This is a genomic window from Pseudomonas sp. 2835 (assembly GCF_050435905.1).
Lineage (GTDB): Bacteria > Pseudomonadota > Gammaproteobacteria > Pseudomonadales > Pseudomonadaceae > Aquipseudomonas.
Window position 1 is genome coordinate 37,796 of the sequence record NZ_JBNDLE010000021.1, and the last position, 22,469, is coordinate 60,264.

At 61.9% G+C, this 22,469-nt stretch carries 25 protein-coding genes; 21 read left to right on the forward strand and 4 right to left on the reverse strand.

All coding sequences use genetic code 11. The features are described from left to right. Positions 1 to 186: 186 nt before the first annotated feature. Positions 187 to 717: an RNA polymerase factor sigma-70 gene (locus tag ABIE20_RS23100; protein ID WP_429507560.1), complete on the forward strand. Its 531-nt coding sequence runs from the start codon at positions 187 to 189 to the stop codon at positions 715 to 717. Positions 718 to 778: 61 nt separating this feature from the next. On the opposite strand, the gene ABIE20_RS23105 is transcribed toward ABIE20_RS23100, so the two are convergent. Continuing rightward, positions 779 to 1,792, reverse strand: coding sequence for a GNAT family N-acetyltransferase (locus ABIE20_RS23105; protein WP_429507562.1), 1,014 nt, complete (start codon positions 1,790 to 1,792; stop codon positions 779 to 781). A 62-nt stretch (positions 1,793 to 1,854) separates the two neighbouring features. Continuing rightward, on the reverse strand, positions 1,855 to 2,643 hold the full coding sequence (locus tag ABIE20_RS23110) for a substrate-binding periplasmic protein (RefSeq protein WP_429507563.1): 789 nt from the start codon (positions 2,641 to 2,643) through the stop codon (positions 1,855 to 1,857). A 180-nt stretch (positions 2,644 to 2,823) separates the two neighbouring features. Here ABIE20_RS23110 and ABIE20_RS23115 point away from each other — a divergent pair, with 180 nt between their 5' ends. Together ABIE20_RS23115 and ABIE20_RS23120 are read left to right on the forward strand one after the other, a co-directional pair. Beyond that, positions 2,824 to 3,375, forward strand: a complete 552-nt coding sequence (locus ABIE20_RS23115) for an exonuclease domain-containing protein (RefSeq protein WP_429507565.1) — start codon at positions 2,824 to 2,826, stop codon at positions 3,373 to 3,375. 70 nt (positions 3,376 to 3,445) lie between these two features. Further along, a complete protein-coding gene (locus ABIE20_RS23120) occupies positions 3,446 to 3,730 on the forward strand; it encodes a pyrimidine/purine nucleoside phosphorylase (protein WP_429507567.1) in 285 nt (94 codons plus the stop codon). 78 nt (positions 3,731 to 3,808) lie between these two features. Here ABIE20_RS23120 and ABIE20_RS23125 read toward each other — a convergent pair whose 3' ends face one another. Next, the gene (locus ABIE20_RS23125; RefSeq protein WP_429507612.1) at positions 3,809 to 4,498 is read right to left on the reverse strand and encodes an alpha/beta family hydrolase; all 690 of its coding nucleotides are present in this window, start codon (positions 4,496 to 4,498) and stop codon (positions 3,809 to 3,811) included. A 49-nt stretch (positions 4,499 to 4,547) separates the two neighbouring features. On the opposite strand from ABIE20_RS23125, the gene ccoN (ABIE20_RS23130) reads away from it, so the two are divergent. The 16 genes from ccoN (ABIE20_RS23130) (at position 4,548) to ABIE20_RS23205 (ending at position 20,055) form a co-directional block, all read left to right on the forward strand. Continuing rightward, positions 4,548 to 5,972, forward strand: coding sequence for a cytochrome-c oxidase, cbb3-type subunit I (gene ccoN / locus ABIE20_RS23130; RefSeq protein WP_038996264.1), 1,425 nt, complete (start codon positions 4,548 to 4,550; stop codon positions 5,970 to 5,972). Between the two features lie 10 nt (positions 5,973 to 5,982). Beyond that, positions 5,983 to 6,591 (forward strand): cytochrome-c oxidase, cbb3-type subunit II, encoded by a 609-nt coding sequence (gene ccoO, locus ABIE20_RS23135; protein WP_038996265.1) that lies wholly within the window; start codon positions 5,983 to 5,985, stop codon positions 6,589 to 6,591. A 5-nt stretch (positions 6,592 to 6,596) separates the two neighbouring features. Further along, positions 6,597 to 6,794, forward strand: a complete 198-nt coding sequence (locus ABIE20_RS23140; RefSeq protein WP_010225988.1) for a cbb3-type cytochrome oxidase subunit 3 — start codon at positions 6,597 to 6,599, stop codon at positions 6,792 to 6,794. Then, complete coding sequence (gene ccoP / locus ABIE20_RS23145; protein WP_429507569.1) at positions 6,791 to 7,738, forward strand: cytochrome-c oxidase, cbb3-type subunit III; 948 nt, start codon at positions 6,791 to 6,793, stop codon at positions 7,736 to 7,738. Before ABIE20_RS23140 ends, ccoP (ABIE20_RS23145) begins: the two co-directional genes overlap by 4 nt. 485 nt (positions 7,739 to 8,223) lie before the next feature. Continuing rightward, complete coding sequence (gene ccoN, locus ABIE20_RS23150; RefSeq protein ID WP_429507571.1) at positions 8,224 to 9,666, forward strand: cytochrome-c oxidase, cbb3-type subunit I; 1,443 nt, start codon at positions 8,224 to 8,226, stop codon at positions 9,664 to 9,666. Then, the gene (gene ccoO, locus ABIE20_RS23155) at positions 9,666 to 10,274 is read left to right on the forward strand and encodes a cytochrome-c oxidase, cbb3-type subunit II (protein WP_036994387.1); all 609 of its coding nucleotides are present in this window, start codon (positions 9,666 to 9,668) and stop codon (positions 10,272 to 10,274) included. The genes ccoN (ABIE20_RS23150) and ccoO (ABIE20_RS23155) overlap by 1 nt, the downstream gene beginning before the upstream one ends. A gap of 5 nt (positions 10,275 to 10,279) precedes the next feature. Then, positions 10,280 to 10,477, forward strand: coding sequence for a CcoQ/FixQ family Cbb3-type cytochrome c oxidase assembly chaperone (locus tag ABIE20_RS23160; RefSeq protein WP_010225992.1), 198 nt, complete (start codon positions 10,280 to 10,282; stop codon positions 10,475 to 10,477). Next, positions 10,474 to 11,454 carry a cytochrome-c oxidase, cbb3-type subunit III gene (gene ccoP, locus ABIE20_RS23165; RefSeq protein WP_429507573.1) on the forward strand — a complete coding sequence of 327 codons (981 nt, stop codon included), beginning with the start codon at positions 10,474 to 10,476 and terminating at the stop codon, positions 11,452 to 11,454. Before ABIE20_RS23160 ends, ccoP (ABIE20_RS23165) begins: the two co-directional genes overlap by 4 nt. 251 nt (positions 11,455 to 11,705) lie before the next feature. Continuing rightward, the gene (gene ccoG, locus ABIE20_RS23170) at positions 11,706 to 13,121 is read left to right on the forward strand and encodes a cytochrome c oxidase accessory protein CcoG (RefSeq protein ID WP_429507575.1); all 1,416 of its coding nucleotides are present in this window, start codon (positions 11,706 to 11,708) and stop codon (positions 13,119 to 13,121) included. Positions 13,122 to 13,133: 12 nt separating this feature from the next. Then, entirely contained in the window at positions 13,134 to 13,673 is a 540-nt protein-coding gene (locus ABIE20_RS23175) for a FixH family protein (protein WP_429507576.1), read from the forward strand. 106 nt (positions 13,674 to 13,779) lie between these two features. Beyond that, complete coding sequence (locus tag ABIE20_RS23180; RefSeq protein WP_429507577.1) at positions 13,780 to 16,233, forward strand: heavy metal translocating P-type ATPase; 2,454 nt, start codon at positions 13,780 to 13,782, stop codon at positions 16,231 to 16,233. A 12-nt stretch (positions 16,234 to 16,245) separates the two neighbouring features. Further along, the gene (ccoS, locus tag ABIE20_RS23185) at positions 16,246 to 16,458 is read left to right on the forward strand and encodes a cbb3-type cytochrome oxidase assembly protein CcoS (protein WP_429507578.1); all 213 of its coding nucleotides are present in this window, start codon (positions 16,246 to 16,248) and stop codon (positions 16,456 to 16,458) included. Further along, a complete protein-coding gene (locus ABIE20_RS23190) occupies positions 16,451 to 17,134 on the forward strand; it encodes a sulfite exporter TauE/SafE family protein (RefSeq protein ID WP_093385427.1) in 684 nt (227 codons plus the stop codon). Before ccoS ends, ABIE20_RS23190 begins: the two co-directional genes overlap by 8 nt. 83 nt (positions 17,135 to 17,217) lie before the next feature. Continuing rightward, positions 17,218 to 18,600, forward strand: a complete 1,383-nt coding sequence (gene hemN / locus ABIE20_RS23195) for an oxygen-independent coproporphyrinogen III oxidase (RefSeq protein WP_429507580.1) — start codon at positions 17,218 to 17,220, stop codon at positions 18,598 to 18,600. A gap of 118 nt (positions 18,601 to 18,718) precedes the next feature. Further along, positions 18,719 to 19,453 (forward strand): Crp/Fnr family transcriptional regulator FnrA, encoded by a 735-nt coding sequence (gene fnrA / locus ABIE20_RS23200; protein ID WP_010226003.1) that lies wholly within the window; start codon positions 18,719 to 18,721, stop codon positions 19,451 to 19,453. Positions 19,454 to 19,506: 53 nt separating this feature from the next. Continuing rightward, positions 19,507 to 20,055: an adenine phosphoribosyltransferase gene (locus ABIE20_RS23205; RefSeq protein WP_429507582.1), complete on the forward strand. Its 549-nt coding sequence runs from the start codon at positions 19,507 to 19,509 to the stop codon at positions 20,053 to 20,055. Positions 20,056 to 20,133: 78 nt separating this feature from the next. On the opposite strand, the gene recR is transcribed toward ABIE20_RS23205, so the two are convergent. Beyond that, positions 20,134 to 20,736, reverse strand: coding sequence for a recombination mediator RecR (gene recR / locus ABIE20_RS23210; protein WP_429507583.1), 603 nt, complete (start codon positions 20,734 to 20,736; stop codon positions 20,134 to 20,136). Positions 20,737 to 21,099: 363 nt separating this feature from the next. On the opposite strand from recR, the gene ABIE20_RS23215 reads away from it, so the two are divergent. Both ABIE20_RS23215 and ABIE20_RS23220 read left to right on the forward strand, forming a co-directional pair. Beyond that, on the forward strand, positions 21,100 to 21,645 hold the full coding sequence (locus ABIE20_RS23215) for a fimbrial protein (protein ID WP_429507584.1): 546 nt from the start codon (positions 21,100 to 21,102) through the stop codon (positions 21,643 to 21,645). 59 nt (positions 21,646 to 21,704) lie between these two features. Next, a complete protein-coding gene (locus ABIE20_RS23220; protein ID WP_429507586.1) occupies positions 21,705 to 22,451 on the forward strand; it encodes a fimbria/pilus periplasmic chaperone in 747 nt (248 codons plus the stop codon). Positions 22,452 to 22,469 lie beyond the last annotated feature (18 nt).

The window sequence follows — 22,469 nt, forward strand, 5'->3', positions numbered from 1 at the left end:
TGGTGAGGGGAAGAAATGCCGGAGTTTGAAGCAGGTCACAAAGCGCAAGCTTAGAACCAAAAGCCATAGAGACTTATTAACTTTCGCATTTGACAATAATTATCATTACGAATAGTTTGTCGCACGTCGTAGGAAGCCTCCGAATCAGGAGTGCTCCACTTCCCTCTTAGAGATAAGGTGATTTCCATGGCGGAACAAACATCCACAAGTAAGTGCGATTCACCGTTACTCCAGGCGTTTGTCGACAACCGCAGCATTCTGGTCAAGATTGCTGCGCGCATTACCGGCTGCCGCTCCCGTGCCGAAGATGTAGTCCAGGACGCATTCTTCCGGCTCAGTTCAGCGCCGCAGATCACCTCCTCGTTCAAGGCCCAGCTTAGCTACCTGTTCCAGATCGTGCGCAACCTGGCCATCGACCACTATCGCAAGCAGGCCATGGAGCTGAAGTACTCCGGCAGCGAAGAGGAAGGCCTGAATGTGGTCATCCAGGGCGCTTCGCCAGAAACCACGCACATCAACTTCGCGACCCTTGAACACATCGCCGATGCCTTGAACGACCTGCCGCAACGCACCCGCTACGCGTTCGAAATGTACCGTCTGCACGGCGTGCCACAAAAAGACATCGCCAAGGAACTGGGCGTCTCGCCAACCCTGGTCAACTTCATGATTCGCGATGCCCTGGTGCATTGTCGGAAAGTCTCAAGCCAGAGGGCTTGAGAGCGACAAGCTGCAAGCTTCAAGCGGCAAGTGGCTGGTGATGCCGCTTGCCGCTTGAAGGTCAGGCCAACTTGCAACCTTCGAAAAACCGCTCCCGCCCCAGAATCATCAATGCCGCACGCTTGTGTGGAAAGTCGAATTCCTTCTCGCAGTGAAAACACTGGTCATGCATGTAGCCGATCATCTTGCCGTTGTCGGCGCGCGGCTCGGCCACCACTCGCTGGGTGCGCGGGTCGTCCAGAAACAGATAGTGGACCAGCGCTGACAGCCAGCTGGCGACCTTGTGCGGGCCGCGATGCTGCTCTTCGCCCACCAGCATGTGGATGCCGCGATCGTAGTCGTCCACCGCATAGAACGGCGCGATGCGGTCTTCCTTGGCCCAGTAGGCTTCGAAGTAGGCGAACGGCTGGTCATCGAAACAACCGATCAGAGTCAGGCTGTGCGGGTCGGCGTCGAGCTTGCTCAGGTAGTCACGATGCTGTTCGAGGCTGCCACCCTCCTGCCAGAAGTTGAGCACCCGCGGGTTGTTCTGCCAGCGGTTGAAACGTTCCAGGTCCTGATCGATTTCCAGGGTTCGCAACGATACCCAGGCGCCCAGGCGCGCATCGAAGCGCCGGTACACCTCACCACGCGGCTTTGGCGCGCGGCGGGGGTGACGCTTGCCGTCACTGATCTGCATCTGTTGCGGGTAGACGCCTTCAAACGGCTGGCCAAGCCAGGGTTGTGGCAACTGCCAGAACAGGCTGCGTTCGCACAGGTACTGGCCCGGGCTCGGCGTGCTGACCAGCAGCCCGCTGTTCAAGGCATGCTGCGGCGGCTGCTCCAGTTGCCAGGTCAGGCGCTGACAGCCAGGGTCGCGGGCGAACAACCAGTAACACACGGCCCACAGGGCTTGCTGCGCGCGGTCGCGAGCGTAATCTTCAAGCTGAACCTGCAAGGTTTCGCCACGTTGCAGGCGCACACGCACCAACGGGCTGCCTTCTAGTACCAGGCTCAGGTGGCAATCACCTTCATCGGCACTGAGGCTACGCCAGCGCGGCAAGGACAAAGTCGGCGAAGCGGAATCGAATGGCATGATCTTGGCTCACGGAGGGAATGATCGGCTCACCCTTGTGAACGTTGCCTGTGCAGGCAAATTTAGTCGGCCTTGGCGGCGCTGACGCTGATGCGATAGGGCTGGAATATTTTCAGCAACGCGCCGTTGTCACGCAGGGACTGCAACAACCTGGCAAAGGCCGCAGCACTGATCGGCGCGCCCGGGCGCAACAGTGCGTAGTGATGGTAGACCTGATCGACCCGGTCGGACGCCAGCAATTGGTCGGCGCTTTGTGGATTGCGAACAAGAAAGTCACTGAAATATGAACGCGTAACCAGCGCCACATCGGCACGGTCGCGCTGAACCATCAGCAGGTTGCTGTCATGTGAATAGGTCAGGGTCGCGTGGTAGGTGTCGGCCAGGTACTTGGGGTCGGCGTTGAAATTGGCGAATGCATAGTGATAGCCACTGTACAGCGCCAGACGCTTGCCCTTGAGGTCGCTGAAGTAGTGCTGGTCGCGGCCGGGCTGTCGGTGGGCGACGAAGACTTCGGCGTCTTCCAGACCCATGTCGACACTTTCATGGGGGATCTGCTGCCAGCCCCACTCGGGATTCTCGAAGATCGCCATGTCGGTGCGACCTTGCTGGAAATCACCAAAACGACGTGGGATCGAAGTCGGCACGAGGACGAAACGATAACGTTGCTGGGTGTTGTTGAGCGCCTCGACCAATTGCGGCAACAGCCCGGTATCGGCGCCCTGCTCGGGCCGTACGGTATAGGGCGGGAAATGGGCGGCACCCACCTTGACCTCGATTTCCTCGGCCGCCCAGGCCGAGGGCGCCAGCCACGTCGCGGCAAGCATGAACAGCAAGGACACGGCCTGTGGCATGGGCGTTGAACTCAAAGCAACACACTCTTTGCGGGTTGGAACCGGAATCTGCCTAAGCTAGGCGTTTTCCGGGCGTTGCACAACTGTCGGTTACGCCAAGCGCAGCAGGCAAAACGCCAGGGGATACCCGCCGCACGCGAGTTTGGCTACGCTCTACCCAGTCTTGCATGGGAGCCTACTATGGGCCATTGGCTGGTGATCGACCTTGAAGCAACCACAGACGATGGCGGCTGGCCGGTCACGGAGATGGAAATCATCGAAATCGGCGCGACCCTGGTGGATCGCCAGGGCCGCGAAGTCGGACATTTTCAGCGGTTCGTGCGCCCGCGCCGGCGCCCGCAACTGACCCCGTTCTGCCGTGAACTCACCCACATCAGCCAGGCCAATGTCGACACGGCGGCAACCTTTACCGAGGTCTGGACGCAGTTCGAACGCTGGCTCGGGCATCATGCCAAGCATCTGCAAGCCTGGGTCAGCTGGGGCGACTATGACCGCAAGCAACTGCTGCAGGAATGGCAGCAGTATCAGCTCGCCAGCCTGCTGCAGACCTTGCCGCACATCAACCTCAAGCAACGCTTCGCCAAGGCCCGCCAGTTGCAGCGCCCGCTGGGCCTCAACGGCGCGCTGCAGCTGGCCGGCCTGCAGTTCAGCGGGCAGCAGCACCGCGCCCTGGAGGATGCGCGCAACACTGCCCGCCTGTTGCCCCTGACACTGCCGGCCAATGGCACCTGAAAGCGGATGACGACACTGCGGGCCTTGGGCATACTGGCCTGCCTTTTTAGCCCCTGTTCAGGAGTCGCCCATGTTTAAAGTCAACGAGTACTTTGATGGCACGGTCAAGTCGATCGCTTTCGGCACCGCTGAAGGTCCGGCCACAGTTGGCGTAATGGCCCCGGGCGAATACGAGTTCGGCACTGCCCAGCGCGAAATCATGCACGTGGTCTCGGGTGCGCTGACGGTCAAACTGCCTGATAGCGACAACTGGGAAACCTTCACCGCTGGCAGCCAGTTCAATGTCCCGGCCGACAGCAAGTTCCAGCTCAAGGTAGCGGTCGATACGGCTTACCTGTGCGAGTATCGCGGTTAAGCCGCTGTAGGAGCGGGCTTGCCCCGCGATCAGCGAGTGGCCACACCGCCGTCATTGCGGGCAAGCCCGCTCCTACCATCAGTGCAAAAAACCTATGATCCGCTGCGCCGCCGTCGCCAGATGATCGCCATGGCTGAACCCGGAAGCCTTCAGCGGCTTCAGGTCATGATCCCCCGCCTGCAACCAGCACAGCTCGATCGCTGACGAAAGCTGATAGCCCTCCACCGTCTGCCGATTGCCCAGGGCATCGCGCTCGCCCTGAACAATCAGGGTCGCTGTCTGCAACTCGGCCAGGTGCGCCACCCGCGGCTTTTCCGGTTTGCCCGCGGCATAGAACGGATAGCCCAGGCACACCAGTGCATCGGCGCCCAGTTCGTCGGCCACGAGACTGGCCATGCGCCCGCCCATGGACTTGCCGCCGATCGCCAGCGGCCCAGTGACCAATGGTCGCACCTGCTGATACACCTCACGCCAGGATTGAAGCAGTTTGGCCTGCGGATTTGGCGGCCTTTTGCCACCATCGATGCGTCGCTGGGCCATGTAGGGAAACTCGAAGCGCAGCACTCCCAGCCCTTGCTCCGCCAGCCTTTGCGCCATTTCCTCCATGAACCCGCTATCCATCGGCGCACCTGCGCCATGAGCCAGGATCAGGCAGCCCCAATGCTGGCCATCCCCCTGATTTTGCGGGGCATTCCACAGCCAGCCGCGGCTTTTGACCAGCCGCGCCCATTGATCCCCGTCAATACCGGCCAGTTGCCCATTACTCATGCTTGCCTCGCTGTTTAGTCTGCCTATAACCGTGGATGGGAACCCATACATGAACACAACCAGCAGTACCGCCTACAACTACAAGGTGGTCCGCCAATTCGCCATTATGACGGTGGTGTGGGGAATCGTCGGGATGGGGCTCGGCGTTTTTCTCGCCGCGCAACTCGTCTGGCCTTCGCTCAACTTCGATCTCCCCTGGACCAGCTTCGGCCGCCTGCGACCGCTGCACACCAACGCGGTGATCTTCGCCTTCGGTGGTTGCGCACTGTTCGCCGCCTCCTACTACTCGGTCCAGCGCACCTGCCAGACCACCCTGTTCTCGCCACGCCTGGCAGCTTTCACCTTCTGGGCCTGGCAATTGGTGATCCTGCTGGCTGCCATCAGCCTGCCGCTGGGTTATACCAGTTCCAAGGAATACGCCGAACTGGAATGGCCGATCGACATCCTCATCACCATTGTCTGGGTCGCCTATGCCGTGGTGTTCTTCGGCACCCTGATGAAGCGCACCACCAAGCACATTTATGTGGGTAACTGGTTCTTCGGTGCGTTCATCATCACCGTGGCGATCCTGCACATCGTCAACAACCTGGAAATTCCGGTCAGCCTGACCAAGTCCTACTCGCTGTACGGTGGCGCAACCGACGCCATGGTCCAGTGGTGGTACGGCCACAACGCCGTAGGCTTCTTCCTGACCGCAGGCTTCCTCGGCATGATGTACTACTTCGTGCCGAAACAGGCCGAGCGTCCGGTGTATTCCTATCGCCTGTCGATCGTGCACTTCTGGGCACTGATCACCCTGTACATCTGGGCAGGTCCCCACCACCTGCACTACACCGCCCTGCCCGACTGGGCGCAGTCGCTGGGCATGATCATGTCGCTGATCCTCCTGGCGCCAAGCTGGGGCGGCATGATCAACGGCATGATGACCCTCTCCGGTGCCTGGCATAAGCTGCGCAGCGACCCGATCCTGCGCTTCCTCGTGGTATCGCTGGCGTTCTATGGCATGTCGACCTTCGAAGGCCCGATGATGGCGATCAAGACCGTCAACGCCCTGTCGCACTACACCGACTGGACCATCGGCCACGTTCACGCCGGCGCCCTTGGCTGGGTAGCGATGATCTCGATCGGCGCCCTGTACCACATGATCCCGAAAGTGTTTGGCCGCGAGCAGATGTACAGCCTCGGCCTGATCAACGCGCACTTCTGGCTGGCCACCATCGGCACCGTGCTCTACATCGCCTCGATGTGGGTCAACGGCATCGCCCAGGGCCTGATGTGGCGCGCAGTCAACGAAGACGGCACGCTGACCTACTCCTTCGTCGAAACCCTGGTGGCCAGCCACCCAGGCTTCATCGTGCGCTTCGTCGGCGGGGCGATCTTCCTCACCGGCATGTTGCTGATGGCCTACAACACCTGGCGCACCGTGCGTGCCCCGGTGGCCGCGACCGCCCCTGCCGCCGCGCAGCTGGCCTGAGGAGACCCTGATGAAACACGAAGTAATCGAGAAGAACGTCTTCCTGCTGGTGCTGTTGATGGTGTTTGCCGTCAGCATCGGCGGCCTGACCCAGATCGTTCCGCTGTTCTTCCAGGACGTCACCAACAAGCCGGTGGAAGGCATGAAGCCGTACACCGCGCTGCAGCTGGAAGGGCGCGACATCTACATCCGCGAAGGCTGCGTACAGTGCCACTCGCAGATGATCCGTCCGTTCCGCGCCGAGACCGAACGCTATGGCCACTACTCGGTAGCCGGTGAAAGCGTCTGGGACCACCCGTTCCTCTGGGGCTCCAAGCGTACCGGCCCGGACCTGGCCCGCGTCGGCGGCCGCTACTCCGACGACTGGCACCGTGCGCACCTGTACAACCCGCGCAACGTGGTGCCCGAGTCGAAGATGCCGGCCTACCCATGGCTGGTCGCCAACCCGGTCGACAGCAGCCACACCGAGACCAAGCTGAGCACCATGCGCACCCTCGGCGTGCCGTACACCGATGCCGACATCAGTGGTGCGGTGGAGTCGCTCAAGGGCAAGACCGAAATGGACGCGCTGGTCGCCTACCTGCAGGTGCTTGGCACCGCGATCAAGAACAAGAGGTAAGGGCCATGGACTTCACACTGGATATCGGCCAATTGCGAGGCCTGGGCACGCTGCTGGTGGCCATCGCCTTCATTGGCCTGTCGCTGTGGGTGTTCAACGGCCGGCGTGACCGTGAATTCGCCGAAGCCAGCCTGCTGCCGTTCGCCGACGACCGCCTGGCACCTGCCGCCAACGAACCCGAACCGAGGAGTAACGGGCAATGACCACCTTCTGGAGTACGTACATCTGCGTACTGACCATCGGTAGCCTGATCGGCCTGACCTGGCTGCTGCTGGGCACCCGCAAGGGCGAAACCAAAGGCACCACCGACCAGACCATGGGCCACAGCTTCGACGGCATCGAGGAGTACGACAACCCGCTGCCCAAGTGGTGGTTCTGGCTGTTCGTCGGCACCCTGGTGTTTTCGGTCGGCTACCTGATCCTCTACCCGGGCCTGGGCAACTGGAAAGGCATCCTGCCGGGCTATGAAGACGGCTGGACGCAGACCAACGAATGGCAAAAGGAAATGAACAAGGCCGACGCCAAGTTCGGACCGATCTTTGCCAAGTTCGCCGCCATGCCGGTGGAAGAAGTGGCCAAGGACCCACAAGCGCTGAAAATGGGCGGCCGTCTGTTCGCCTCCAACTGCGCGGTGTGCCATGGCTCGGACGCCAAGGGTGCCTACGGTTTCCCCAACCTCACCGACAAAGACTGGCGCTGGGGCGGCGAGCCGGAGACCATCAAGGCCTCGATCATGGGCGGTCGTCACGGGGTGATGCCGGCCTGGGCTGACGTGATTGGTGAACAAGGCGTTGCCGACGTTGCCGCCTACGTGCTGACCAGCCTCAATGGCCGCACCCTGCCACAGGAAGCCAAGGCCGACCCAGCCAATGGCGAGAAACTCTTCGCCACCACCTGCGTCGCCTGCCACGGTCCTGATGGCAAGGGTACCCCGGCCATGGGCGCACCGGACCTGACCCACCCGACCGCGTTCATCTACGGTTCGAGTTTCGCCCAACTGCAGCAGACCATCCGTTACGGCCGCCAGGGTCAGATGCCTGCCCAGGAAGCGATCCAGGGCAACGACAAGGTTCACTTGCTGGCCGCCTATGTCTACAGCCTGTCCCAGGATGAACCGGCACAAGGCGAAACCCTGTCTGCCAAGTAAAACGATTGCGTAACTGAGCCTTGACTCAAACCGCCGCATCGGCACCCGATGCGGCGGTTCCCTTCACCCCTTGCGACCAAGTGTCGCACCCCGCCCTTCCCCCGCCTTGCACCCCCCTCGATCACAACTAAGCTTGTTGCCACAGCGACTGAAACAGCCGGTGTGTTTGCACCTTTTTGGGGCATTTTTCGCCTGCAGTTCTGCGCAAAGGCTGATGGGGCCGACTCAAGCGCCGAATGGCGTGATGAGCGGTACTGAGCAAGCACTCATCAGAAGTCTTTGCCATAGACGAAAAATGAAATTTTGGTACACATATCTGATAATTAATTGTGTACAATTTGCCCGCCACAAAGGCTCGAAACCGCCGTGGAACAGGCTTTGGCAAGGATCGGCGCGGGCGCCATCGCGTTGCAATAACCACACGGTTTATACATACTTGCGCCGATTTTTACCCTATAAAAACACCCAAACCGTGGAACCTTAGAATGAGCACAGCAATCAGTCCGACTGCTTATAACTATAAGGTCGTCCGCCAGTTCGCCATCATGACGGTGGTCTGGGGGATCCTTGGCATGGGGCTTGGTGTCTTCATCGCCTCGCAACTGGTCTGGCCCCAGCTGAACCTGGACCTGCCGTGGACGAGCTTCGGACGCCTCCGCCCATTGCACACCAACCTGGTGATCTTCGCCTTCGGTGGTTGTGCACTGTTTGCCACTTCCTACTATGTCGTGCAGCGAACCTGCCAGACGCGACTGATTTCCGACAGCCTCGCGGCCTTCACCTTCTGGGGTTGGCAAGCGGTGATCGTCGGTGCGCTCATTACCTTGCCGCTGGGCTACACCACGACCAAGGAATATGCCGAGCTGGAATGGCCGATCGCCATTTTGCTGGCCATTGTCTGGGTCACCTATGGCGTGGTGTTCTTCGGCACCATCGTCAAGCGCAAGACCAAGCACATTTATGTCGGTAACTGGTTCTACGGTGCCTTCATCGTGGTCACCGCGATGCTGCACATCGTCAACCACGCCTCGTTGCCGGTCAGCCTGTTCAAGTCCTACTCGGCGTACTCGGGTGCCACCGACGCGATGATCCAGTGGTGGTATGGCCACAACGCCGTAGGCTTCTTCCTGACCACCGGCTTCCTCGGCATGATGTACTACTTCGTACCGAAACAGGCCGAGCGTCCGATCTACTCCTATCGCCTGTCGATCGTGCACTTCTGGGCACTGATCACCCTGTACATCTGGGCAGGTCCCCACCACCTGCACTACACCGCCCTGCCAGACTGGGCGCAGTCGCTGGGCATGGCCATGTCGATCATCCTCCTGGCGCCAAGCTGGGGCGGCATGATCAACGGCATGATGACCCTCTCGGGCGCCTGGCATAAGCTGCGCACCGACCCGATCCTGCGCTTCCTGGTGGTGTCGCTGGCGTTCTACGGCATGTCGACCTTCGAAGGCCCGATGATGGCGATCAAGACCGTCAACTCGCTGTCGCACTACACCGACTGGACCGTTGGCCACGTACACGCCGGTGCCCTTGGCTGGGTAGCGATGATCTCGATCGGCGCCCTGTACCACATGATTCCGAAGGTCTACGGCCGCGAGCAAATGCACAGCACCGGCCTGATCAACGCGCACTTCTGGCTGGCGACCATCGGTACCGTGCTGTACATCTCCTCGATGTGGGTCAACGGCATCACCCAGGGCCTGATGTGGCGTGCAATCAACGACGACGGCACCCTCACCTACTCCTTCGTCGAAGCCCTGCAGGCCAGCCACCCGGGCTTCATCGTCCGCGCCCTGGGCGGTGCGTTCTTCGCCTCCGGCATGCTGCTGATGGCGTACAACGTCTTGCGTACCGTGCGCGCCTCGAAGCCGGCCGAAGCTGAAGCCGCCGCTCAGATCGCTGTAGTTGGAGCTCACTGATGAAGCACGAAGTAGTCGAGAAGAACATCGGCCTGCTGGCCTTCTTCATGGTCATCGCCGTGAGCATCGGCGGCCTGACCCAGATCGTCCCGCTGTTCTTTCAGGACGTCACCAACAAGCCGGTCGAGGGCATGAAGCCGCGTACCGCGCTTGAGCTCGAAGGCCGCGACATCTATATCCGCGAAGGCTGCGTGCAGTGCCACTCGCAGATGATCCGTCCGTTCCGCGCCGAAACCGAACGCTACGGCCACTACTCGGTCGCCGGTGAAAGCGTCTGGGACCACCCGTTCCTCTGGGGTTCCAAGCGTACCGGCCCGGACCTGGCCCGCGTCGGCGGTCGTTACTCCGACGACTGGCACCGTGCTCACCTGTACAACCCGCGCAACGTCGTGCCCGAGTCGAAGATGCCGGCCTACCCATGGCTGGTGGAGAACAAGCTCGATGGCAAGGACACGGTGAAGAAGATGGAAGTCCTGCGCACCCTCGGCACGCCGTACACCGATGAAGACATCGCCGGTGCCCGCGACGCGGTCAAGGGCAAGACTGAAATGGACGCCCTGGTTGCCTACCTGCAAGGCCTGGGCACCATCATCAAAAGCAAACGGTGACATTGATGGATATCGGGATGATTCGTGGCCTGGGCACCGTCGTGGTGATGGTGGCCTTTATCGGCCTGGCGTTGTGGGTGTTCAGTTCTCGGCGCAAGTCCGAGTTCGACGAAGCGACCATGCTGCCCTTCGCGGATGATCCCGAAGCCAGCAAGCACGTCGAGCAAGCGCAAGCGAAAGCGTCTAGGAGTAACAACGAATGACTACCTTCTGGAGTCTGTACGTCACCGTTTTGAGTCTGGGCACCATCTTCGCCCTGACCTGGCTGCTGCTGTCCACCCGCAAGGGCCAGCGCAGCGAAACCACTGAAGAAACCGTGGGCCACGCCTACGACGGCATCGAGGAATACGACAACCCGTTGCCAAAATGGTGGTTCATGCTGTTCGTCGGCACCATCGTTTTCGCCCTCGGCTATCTGGTGCTGTACCCGGGCCTGGGTAACTGGAAAGGCATCCTGCCTGGCTACCAGTACCTGGACAACGACAAGAAAACCGAGTTTGCCAACGGCCAGGCCGGCTGGACCGGCGTGCACGAGTGGGAGAAGGAAATGGCCCGCTCGGACGCCAAGTTCGGGCCGATCTTCGCCAAATTCGCGTCGATGCCTATTGAAGAAGTTGCCAAGGACCCACAAGCGCTGAAGATGGGCGGTCGCCTGTTTGCCTCCAACTGCGCGGTATGCCACGGCTCCGACGCCAAGGGCTCCTACGGCTTCCCCAACCTCACCGACAACGACTGGCGTTGGGGTGGCGAGCCGGAAACCATCAAGACCACCATCATGGGCGGTCGTCACGGGGTGATGCCGGCCTGGGCCGAAGTCATTGGCGAACAAGGCGTTGCCGACGTTGCTGCCTACGTGCTGACCAACCTCGATGGCCGCACCCTGCCCAAGGATGCCAAGGCGGATCCGGCCAACGGCCAGAAGCTGTTTGCCGCCAACTGCGTGGCCTGCCACGGCCCTGAAGGCAAGGGCACCCCGGCCATGGGCGCACCAGACCTGACCCACCCGACCGCGTTCATCTACGGTTCGAGCTTCGCCCAACTGCAGCAGACCATCCGTTACGGCCGCCAGGGCCAGATGCCTGCCCAGGAAGCGATCCAGGGCAACGACAAGGTTCACCTGCTGGCGGCCTATGTCTACAGCCTGTCGCACCAGCCTGAGAAAACCGCTGAAGCGAAGTAATTCGCCCGGCTAGCCAAAGCCCCGTCAGTGAAACTGCCGGGGCTTTTTTATAGACCCTGTCCCGACCCATGACCTGCGTCAATTGACACGGGCCGATACACTATTACCCGCAATTCCCCAACGCGGCCAAAGGTCGCACCCCTCCCCCCTACTCGCAACACAGGCGTATCATGCGCCCTAGAGCAGCAAGCTTCCGACTGCGGCCGGCATGTACTGGCCGCGGCACTTCTCCACTGCCGTGGGACTCAATGATGAGCAAGCAGATTCCGGTACATGACGTCACCCCGCCTGCCAGTAAAGACAACAGCAGCGTCGATCTCTATGCCTCGCGAGAAAAGATCTACACCCGCGCCTTCACCGGCGTGTTCCGCAATTTGCGCATGGTCGGCGGCGCCGTCCTGTTCCTGTTGTACTTCGGTACGGTCTGGCTGAACTGGGGTGGCCACCAGGCCGTCTGGTGGAACCTGCCGGAGCGCAAGTTCTACATCTTCGGCACCACCATCTGGCCCCAGGACTTCATCCTGCTCTCGGGCCTGCTGATCGTCGCCGCCTTTGGCCTGTTCTTCATCACCGTCTATGCCGGCCGCGTCTGGTGCGGCTACACCTGCCCGCAAAGCGTGTGGACCTGGATCTTCATGTGGTGCGAGAAAGTCACCGAAGGTGACCGCAACCAGCGCATGAAGCTCGACAAGGCGCCGATGAGCGGCAACAAGTTCCTGCGCAAGCTGGCCAAGCACAGCCTGTGGCTGAGCATCGGCTTCGTCACCGGTATGACCTTCGTCGGCTACTTCTCGCCGATCCGCGAACTGGTGATCGAATTCTTCACCGGCCAGGCCGACGGCTGGGCTTACTTCTGGGTTGGTTTTTTCACCCTGGCCACCTACGGCAACGCCGGCTGGCTGCGCGAGCAGGTGTGCGTATACATGTGCCCGTATGCACGCTTCCAGAGCGTGATGTTCGACAAAGACACCCTGATCGTTTCCTACGACCCACGCCGCGGCGAAACCCGTGGCCCGCGCAAGAAAGACCTGGACTACAAGGCCAAGGGCCTGGGTGACTGTATCGACTGCACCATGTGCGTACAGGTGTGCCCGACCGGCATCGACATCCGCGACGGCCTGCAGATCGAATGCATTGGCTGCGCCGCCTGCATCGACGCCTGCGACACCATCATGGACAAGATGAACTACCCCAAAGGCCTGATCAGCTATACCACCGAGCACAACCTGTCGGGGCAGAAGACCCACATGGTGCGCCCACGCCTGATCGGCTATGCGGTGGTGCTGCTGGCAATGATCGGCCTGCTGGCTACCGCCTTCGTCATGCGTCCGCTGGTCGGCTTCGACGTCAGCAAGGACCGCGTGCTGTACCGCGAGAACGCCCAGGGGCGGATTGAGAACGTCTACAGCCTGAAGGTCATGAACAAGGACCAGCGTGACCACGTCTACGTACTCGAAGCCGGTGGCCTGCCAGACCTCAAGCTTGAGGGCGCACGGGAAATCCGCGTCGCCGCCGGCGACATCGTCAGCCTGCCGGTACAACTGTCGATGGCCCCGGAGCAACTGCCGTCAACCACCAACGAAGTCATCTTCACCCTCAAGGACGCTGACGACAGCGCCTCCCAGGTTGAAGCCAAGAGCCGTTTCATCGGCCCGCAAATTCGATAAGAGACTCAGCCCATGCTTTCTGCAACCGCCGCAAGCCCCTGGTACAAGCACCTCTGGCCGTGGATCATCATCGGTGTACTGGCCACCTCGGTGACCCTCAGCCTGACCATGGTGACCATCGCGGTGAACAACCCGGACAACCTGGTCAACGACAACTACTACGAGGCCGGCAAAGGCATCAACCGCTCGCTGGACCGCGAGCTGCTGGCCCAGACCCTCAACCTCAAGGCCAGCGTGCACCTGGACGCGCTGACCGGCGAAGTCGACCTGCGCCTGACCGGCAACAGCCAGCCGCAGACCCTGGAGCTGAACCTGATCTCGCCGACCCAGCCGCAGAAGGACCGCAAGATCGTCCTGACCCGCAGCGACAGCGAAGCCGGCCGCTACCTTGGCCAGCTCAGCGACAAGGTCGAGGGCCGGCGTTTCGTCGAGCTGCTGGGCAGCCAGGATGAGCATGTCTGGCGCCTGTTCGAGGAAGAAGAAGTCGCTCACGACAAGACCCTGGTACTCGGTGACGAGGCGCTGCAAGGGGCTGAACACCTCGAGAAATGAGTCGTTGCTTATCGCGGGCCAAGCCCGCTCCCACAGAGGTTCACTGCACCTGTGGGAGCGGGCTTGACCCGCGATAAGCCCAACACCACACCTTGCGACTGACACCATGACCAGCCCCACGCCCTGCTACCACTGCGCCCTGCCCGTGCCCGCCGGCAGCCACTTCACCGCCGTGGTGCTTGGCCAGCCACGGGCGTTCTGCTGTCCGGGCTGCCAGGCGGTGGCCGAAGCCATCGTCGCCGGCAACCTGGAAAGCTATTACCAGCACCGCAGTGAAGCCAGCGCCAACCCCGATGCCCTGCCCCAGCAACTGGTCGACGAGCTGGCCCTGTACGACCGCGCCGATGTGCAAAAGCCCTTCGTGCGCCACAGCGGCGAGCTGGCCGAAACCACCCTGCTGATCGAAGGCATCAGTTGCGCGGCCTGTGGCTGGCTGATCGAAAAGCACCTGCGCAACCTGCCGGCGGTGGCCGAGGCGCGACTTAATCTGTCCAACCACCGCCTGCAGGTGAGCTGGGCCGACAGCCAGTTGCCGCTGTCCAAGCTGCTCGCCGAGCTGCGCCACATCGGCTACGCCGCCCACCCCTACCAGGCCGATCGCGCCGCCGAGCAACTGGCCAGCGAAAACCGCACGGCCCTGCGCCAACTGGGCGTGGCCGGGCTGCTGTGGTTCCAGGCGATGATGGCGACCATGGCCACCTGGCCGGAATTCAACATCGACCTCAGCCCCGAGCTGCACACCATCCTGCGCTGGGTGGCGATGTTCCTTACCACGCCGATCGTGTTCTACAGCTGCGCACCGTTTTTTCGCGGCGCCGCCCGCGACCTGCGCACGCGCCACCTGACCATGGACGTCTCGGTATCGCTGGCCATCGGCCTGGCCTACGGCGCCGGGATCTGGACCGCAATCACCGGCAGCGGCGAGCTGTACTTCGACGCCGTGGGCATGTTTGCCCTGTTCCTGCTGGCCGGGCGCTACCTTGAGCGCCGCGCCCGCGAGCGCACTGCCGCCGCCACCGCGCAACTGGTCAACCTGCTGCCGGCGTCGTGCCTGCGCCTGGGCGCGGCCGGGCAGAGCGAGCGGATTCTGCTCAGCGAGCTGCGCCTCAAAGACTGCGTGCTGATCCAGCCAGGCCATGTAATTCCCGCCGACGGGCGTATCGTCAGCGGCCAGTCGAGCATCGACGAATCGCTGCTGACCGGTGAGTACCTGCCGCAACCCCGTAGCGCCGGCGACGCGGTCACCGCCGGAACCCTCAACGTCGAGAGCGCGCTGACCGTCGAAGTCCAGGCCCTGGGCCAGGACACCCGGCTGTCGGCGATCGTGCGCCTGCTGGAGCGGGCACAGTCGGAAAAACCGCGCCTGGCGGAAATCGCCGACCGCGCCTCGCAATGGTTCTTGCTGTTTACCCTGATCGCCTCCGCCGCCATCGGCCTGCTGTGGTGGCAGATCGATCCGTCGCGGGCGTTCTGGATCGTCCTGGCGATGCTGGTCGCTACCTGCCCCTGCGCCCTGTCGCTGGCCACCCCGACGGCGCTGACCGCCGCCACCGGCACGCTGCACAAGCTCGGCCTGCTGCTGACCCGTGGCCATGTACTGGAAGGCCTGAACCAGATCGACACGGTGATATTCGACAAGACCGGCACCCTCACCGAAGGGCGCCTGACCCTGCGGGCAATCCGCCCCTTGCGCGACACCGATGCCGACCGCTGCCTGATGCTCGCCGCCGCCCTCGAAAACCGCTCCGAACACCCCATCGCCCGTGCCTTCGGCCGTGCCAGCCAGGCTGCCGACGAAGTTCAGGCAATGCCTGGCCTGGGCCTGGAAGGCACGGTTGGCCAGCAGCGGCTGCGCATCGGCGAAGCAGGTTTCGTCTGCGCCCTCAGTGGTACCCAGGCACCGCCCATGCCGGACGAAGCTGGGCAATGGCTACTGCTCGGCGACCAGCAGGGGCCGCTGGCCTGGTTCGTCCTCGACGACCGCCTGCGCGGCGATGCCGCCGACTTGCTGGCGGCCTGCCGCGCCCGTGGCTGGCAAACCCTGCTGCTGTCCGGCGACAGCTCGCCGATGGTCCAGAGCGTGGCCGTCGAGTTGCAGATCGACCAGGCCATTGGCGGCCTGCGCCCGGACGACAAGCTGGAAAAACTCAAGGCCCTGCAACAACAAGGGCGCAAGGTGCTGATGCTCGGTGACGGGGTCAACGATGTGCCGATCCTGGCGGCAGCGGACATCAGCATTGCCATGGGTTCGGCCACCGACCTGGCCAAGACCAGCGCCGATGCGGTGCTGCTGTCCAACCGCCTGGACGCCCTGGTCCAGGCCTTCAGCCTGGCCCGCCGCACCCGGCGCATCATTATTGAGAACCTGCTGTGGGCCTCGGCGTATAATGGCGTCATGCTGCCGTTTGCCGCACTGGGCTGGATCACGCCAATCTGGGCGGCGGTCGGCATGTCGGTCAGTTCGCTGATCGTGGTCCTCAATGCCCTGCGCCTGACCCGCGTCAGCGGCCTGCCGGCCAGCCATGCGCCAGCCACCGCCACGCACCCCGCGACGGCCTGACCAGGAGCCCCCATGCCCGCGCTTTACATCATGATCCCGGCCGCCCTGCTGATCGTCGCCATCGCCATCTACATTTTCTTCTGGGCGGTGGACAGCGGCCAGTACGACGACCTCGACGGCCCGGCCCACAGCATCCTGTTCGACGACCAGGACCCGCAGCACCAGGCGGCCATGGACGAAGCCGACGGCAAGAAACCAGAAGACGGTACGCCACCCCGTGACTGAACTTCTGCCCCTGCTCAGCTCGGCGTTGATCCTTGGTCTGCTCGGCGGCGGCCATTGCCTGGGCATGTGCGGCGGGCTGATGGGCGCGTTGACCCTGGCCATCCCCAAGGAGCAACGCAGCCGGCGTTTTCGCCTGCTGCTGGCCTATAACCTGGGGCGCATCCTCAGTTATGCCCTGGCCGGCCTGTTGCTCGGCCTGGCCGGCTGGGCCGTGGCCAACAGCCCGGTAGCCACGGCCATGCGCGTACTGGCAGCGCTGCTGCTGATCAGCATGGGCCTGTACCTGGCCGGCTGGTGGAGTGGCCTGACCCGCATTGAAGGCCTGGGGCGGGGCCTGTGGCGGCATATCCAGCCGCTGGCCAACCGCCTGCTGCCGGTCTCCAGCCTGCCACGCGCCCTGCTGCTGGGCGCCCTGTGGGGCTGGCTGCCGTGCGGGCTGGTGTACAGCACCCTGCTTTGGGCCGCGAGCCAGGGCAATGCCGCCGACAGCGCGCTGCTGATGCTGGCCTTCGGCCTGGGCACCTGGCCGGTGCTGCTGGCCACCGGCCTTGCCGCCGAACGCACCAGCGCCCTGCTGCGCCAGCGAGGGGTGCGTATCGCCGGCGGTGTGCTGGTGATGCTTTTTGGCCTGTGGACCCTGCCAGGGCCACACCAGCACTGGCTGATGGGCCACTGAAGCGGCGTTGATGCAAATCAACACGGGTTTGCCCGGCACTCCCTAGACTCCGGACACTGCTGCTCTTTCTGGGGACTGCCCGCATGCTCGACGTTCTTCGTTGGGACTCCGACCTGATTCGCCGCTACGACCTGGCCGGCCCACGCTACACCTCCTACCCGACTGCGGTGCAACTGCACAGCGAAGTCGGCTCCTTCGACCTGCTGCACGCCCTGCGTGACAGCCGTCGTGCCGTTCGCCCACTGTCGATCTATGTGCATGTGCCGTTCTGCGCCAACATCTGCTACTACTGTGCATGCAACAAGGTCATCACCAAGGACCGTGGCCGCGCTGCGCCCTACCTGCAGCGCCTGGAGCAGGAAATCCAGCTGATCGCCTGCCACCTGGACCCCAGGCAGACCGTCGAGCAGTTGCACTTTGGCGGCGGCACCCCGACCTTCCTCAGCCATGTCGAACTGCGCCAATTGATGGCCCATCTGCGCCAGCATTTCAACCTGCTGGATGACGACTCCGGTGACTACGGCATCGAAATCGACCCGCGCGAGGCCGACTGGTCGACCATGGGCCTGCTCCGTGAGCTGGGCTTCAACCGCGTCAGCCTCGGCGTGCAGGACCTCGACCCGGTTGTGCAGCGGGCGATCAACCGCCTGCAGAGCCTGGAGCAAACCCGCGCGATCATCGAGGCGGCGCGCACCCTGCAATTTCGCTCGATCAACCTCGACCTGATCTACGGCCTGCCCAAGCAGACGCCGGAAGGTTTTGCCCGTACCGTCGAAGAAGTGATCAAGCTGCAACCGGACCGCCTTTCGGTATTCAACTACGCCCACCTGCCGGAGCGCTTTATGCCCCAGCGGCGTATCGACAGCGCCGATTTGCCAGCCCCGGCGGCAAAGCTGGAAATGCTCCACAACACCATCGAGCAACTGACCGCCGCAGGTTACTTGTACATCGGCATGGACCACTTCGCCCTGCCGGATGACGAACTGGCGATTGCCCAGGAAGAGTCGACCCTGCAGCGCAACTTCCAGGGCTACACTACCCACGGCCATTGCGACCTGATCGGCCTTGGGGTTTCGGCCATCAGCCAGATCGGCGACCTCTATTGCCAGAACAGCAGCGACCTCAACACCTACCAGGACACCTTGTCCACCGCCCAGCTGGCCACCAGCCGCGGCTTGATCTGCAATGACGATGATCGCCTGCGCCGGGCGGTGATCCAGCAATTGATCTGCCATTTCGAACTGGACTTCGAAAGCATCGAACAGGCGTTCACCATCGATTTTCGCGGTTACTTCAAGGACCAGTGGCCCGCCCTGCAGGCCATGCACAAGGACGGTCTGATCGAGCTGGATAACCAGGGCATCAAAGTACTACCCGCTGGGCGACTGCTGGTGCGCTCGGTGTGCATGGTGTTCGATGCCTACCTGGACCTGCACAATCGCCAGCGGTTTTCCCGGGTTATCTGAGGTTTTTTGTCGCAGCCTTGTCCCGTCTGGCCTCGATACAATCGTCCAAGCTGGCCGAAACACCCTAGCCTGGGTTACCCTTACGGCTTATGTGTGCTTTCCCACAAGGATTGAAGAAATGTCCGAGCCAGTTAAACTGCGCCCCCACAACCAGGCCCATTGCAAGGATTGCAGCCTGGCGCCTCTGTGCCTGCCCTTGTCATTGAACTTGGAAGACATGGATGCACTGGATGAAATCGTCAAACGCGGGCGTCCGCTGAAAAAAGGCGAGTTTCTGTTCCGCCAGGGCGACAATTTCGGCTCGGTCTATGCGGTGCGCTCCGGCGCCCTGAAAACCTTCAGCCTGAGCGACAGCGGCGAAGAGCAGATCACCGGCTTCCACCTGCCCAGCGAACTGGTCGGCCTGTCCGGCATGGACACCGAAGCCTACCCGGTGTCGGCCCAGGCCCAGGAAACCACTTCGGTGTGCGAAATCCCCTTCGAGCGCCTCGATGAGCTGTCGGTGCAACTGCCACAGCTGCGTCGCCAGTTGATGCGGGTGATGAGCCGCGAGATCCGCGACGATCAACAAATGATGCTGCTGCTGTCGAAAAAGACCGCCGATGAGCGCATCGCCACTTTCCTGGTCAACCTCTCGGCACGTTTCCGTGCCCGTGGTTACTCGGCCAACCAGTTCCGCCTGAGCATGTCGCGCAACGAGATCGGCAACTACCTGGGCCTGGCGGTCGAAACCGTCTCGCGGGTATTCACGCGCTTCCAGCAAAACGGCCTGATCCAGGCCGAAGGCAAGGAAATCCATATCCTTGACCCGATCCAGCTGTGCGCCCTGGCCGGCGGATCGCTGGAAAGCTGACCCCACGGATAACAGGTATACTGGCGGGCATTCGTTTTCAGGATACCCGCCCTATGCCCAGCGACACTTTCGACCTCAAAGCCCTGATCCGCCCGGTACCGGACTTCCCCAAGCCGGGTGTGATCTTTCGCGACATTACCCCGTTGTTCCAGTCGCCGCGGGGCCTGCGCCATGTCGCCGATGCCTTTATCGAACGCTACGTGGAAACCGAGTTCAGCCATATCGGCGCCATGGATGCGCGCGGCTTTCTGATCGGCTCGATCATCGCCCACCAATTGAACAAGCCGCTGATTTTGTTTCGCAAGCAAGGCAAGCTGCCGGCCGACGTGCTCGCTGAGGGCTACCAGACCGAGTACGGCGAAGCCTTCCTCGAAGTGCACGCCGACAGCCTTTGCGAAGGCGACTCGGTGCTGATTTTCGATGACCTGATTGCCACGGGCGGCACCCTGCTGGCCGCCACCAAACTGGTACGGCGCATGGGCGCGCAGGTATTCGAAGCGGCGGCGATCATCGACCTGCCGGAGCTGGGTGGCTCGCAGCGGCTGAATGAGGCGGGTGTGCCGACCTTTTGCCTGACTGACTTCTCGCTGAGCGAGTATTGACAGCATCGCGGGGCAAGCCCGCTCCTACAGGCTGAGGTTCTGTGGGAGCGGGCTTGCCCCGCGATTAAAGACCCAGGGTTACAGCGAGATGGGTTTACGCCCGGCGAACGAATGCGCCAGGGTGCCACCATCGACCAGCTCCAGCTCACCGCCCAACGGCACGCCGTGGGCGATGCGGGAAGCGACCAGACCTTTGTCGGCCAGCAACTGGGCGATGTAGTGGGCGGTCGCTTCACCTTCCACCGTCGGGTTGGTGGCCAGGATCACTTCGGTGAAGCTGCCCTGCTCTTCAATTCTCGCCATCAGTTGCGGAATGCCGATAGCTTCCGGGCCCAGGCCATCAAGCGGCGAAAGGTGCCCCTTGAGCACGAAGTAACGGCCACGATAGCCGGTCTGCTCGACGGCATAGACATCCATGGGCCCTTCCACCACGCACAGCAGCGTGTCGTCTCGCCGCGTGTCGGAGCACTGCGGACAGAGCTCCTGCTCGGTCAGGGTCCGGCACTGTCGGCAATGCCCCACCCCTTCCATGGCCTGGCTCAAGGCCTGGGCCAGCCGGGTACCGCCACTGCGATCACGCTCGAGTAGCTGCAAGGCCATGCGCTGGGCGGTTTTCTGTCCGACGCCAGGCAAGATGCGCAATGCGTCAATCAGCTGTCGGATAAGTGGGCTGAAACTCATAGGAAAAGGCCTTGATGCAAGTGAAGGCGGTTTATACCTGCCTGACTGACCAACGTCAAATCTTACAGACATTAAGAATAGCATCGTAAGAAGTTAAAGTTTAATTGATCTTACCAGTGATATTACCTACGCCGCATTAAGCATAAAACCCCCTTCTAACATTTCTTGTCGCACACCCACCTATAAACGCCCATTCGCACAACACCCGGCTAAATACCTCTGCCACCTCCACACCTCTTCCCACATCCAGCAAAACAAATAAACCGCATAATTTCCCGGCGTTCAAAAGCAAGTAAACATGCCTATGCAACACCTCATTTTACTTATCGACGCAAAACTTTAATCTATCTGGCTGGAAATTAAATGAACAAACGCATTTTCGCTCTTGCACTGTCCTTACCGCTGTTGGCTGGCATCACCCTCAATGCCCAGGCAACTGATGGCCTGATCGATTTCACCGGCAGAATCTCGGGCACCACCTGTACCGTCAACGGCGGCCCTGGCGGCCAGGACTTCACCGTCCGCATGGACACGGCGCATACCAGTGATTTCGCTGTTGCCGGCAGTATTGCCAAACCTCGCCCCTTCGAGATCTCCCTGACCAACTGTGTCGCTGGCAACAGCGGCCAGGTGGACATCCAGTTCCTGGGCGGCGCCAATGTGGAGAACGGCCGACTGAACATGGATGCCGGTCCTAACAGCGCAACTGGCGTGCAGTACCAACTGCTCAACCAGGCGGGCATTGCGATCAATATCGGCGGGGTAGGCGGTGGCCAAAACACTGTCCCCGTAGATCTGGTAGATGGCGCTGCGACCCTGCGCTACACCAGCCAGTACTACGCTTCCGCCGCAACGGTCACCCCGGGTGCCGCCAACTCCCGCGTTCAGTACGTGATCAATCTGCCGTAATAAAGCAGCAGGCGCGCCCTGCGCGCCTGCTACCTCCAATCAGGTCGGATATCGCTTTCATGACTCGCTTTTCTTCCTTCCTGCTGGCTGCCCTCGCGCTACTGGCGGCCAGCGCACCCGCGCATGCCAGCGTTGTAATTACCGGTACCCGCGTCATTTTTGCGGCTCAAGAGCGCGAGGCTACCGTCAACCTCCTCAACAATGGCAAAGACCCCAGCCTGGTCCAGGTCTGGGTAGACGATGGCGATACCCGCGCAGCGCCCGAGACCATTCAAGTGCCGTTCACCGTGACACCGGTGCTGGCCCGTATCGAAGCGGCACAAGGGCAGAGTATTCGCCTGTTGCACACCGGCAGCCCGATGGCCAGTGATCGGGAATCAATATTCTGGTTCAACATGCTAGAAGTCCCCCCAAAAGCCAAAGACAGCAACGTCCTGCAACTGGCTTTTCGTACCCGCATCAAGCTGCTGTACCGTCCACAAGGCCTGCCAGGCAAGCCCGAGGACGCACCTGCGCTGGTAACCTGGCACCGAGCGCCTGGCCAGGACGGCAAGCCGCACTCGCTGGTTGGCCGCAACCCAACGGCCTACTTCGTCAATCTCGGTGGAATAAAAATCGAATTCAACGGCCAGTCCACGTCCTTGGGCACCGGCTATATTGCACCTTATTCGCTGGCGCACTTCAGCACTTCGGCGCCTATTAATCCAGGCGCCACCATCAACTTCACCAGCATCAATGATTATGGCGCAGGCCATAGCAATAACCACCCGCTAAGTTTATCTGTGGCTATCGAACCCCGCCCATAGCCCTTCTCTTTCCTCGAC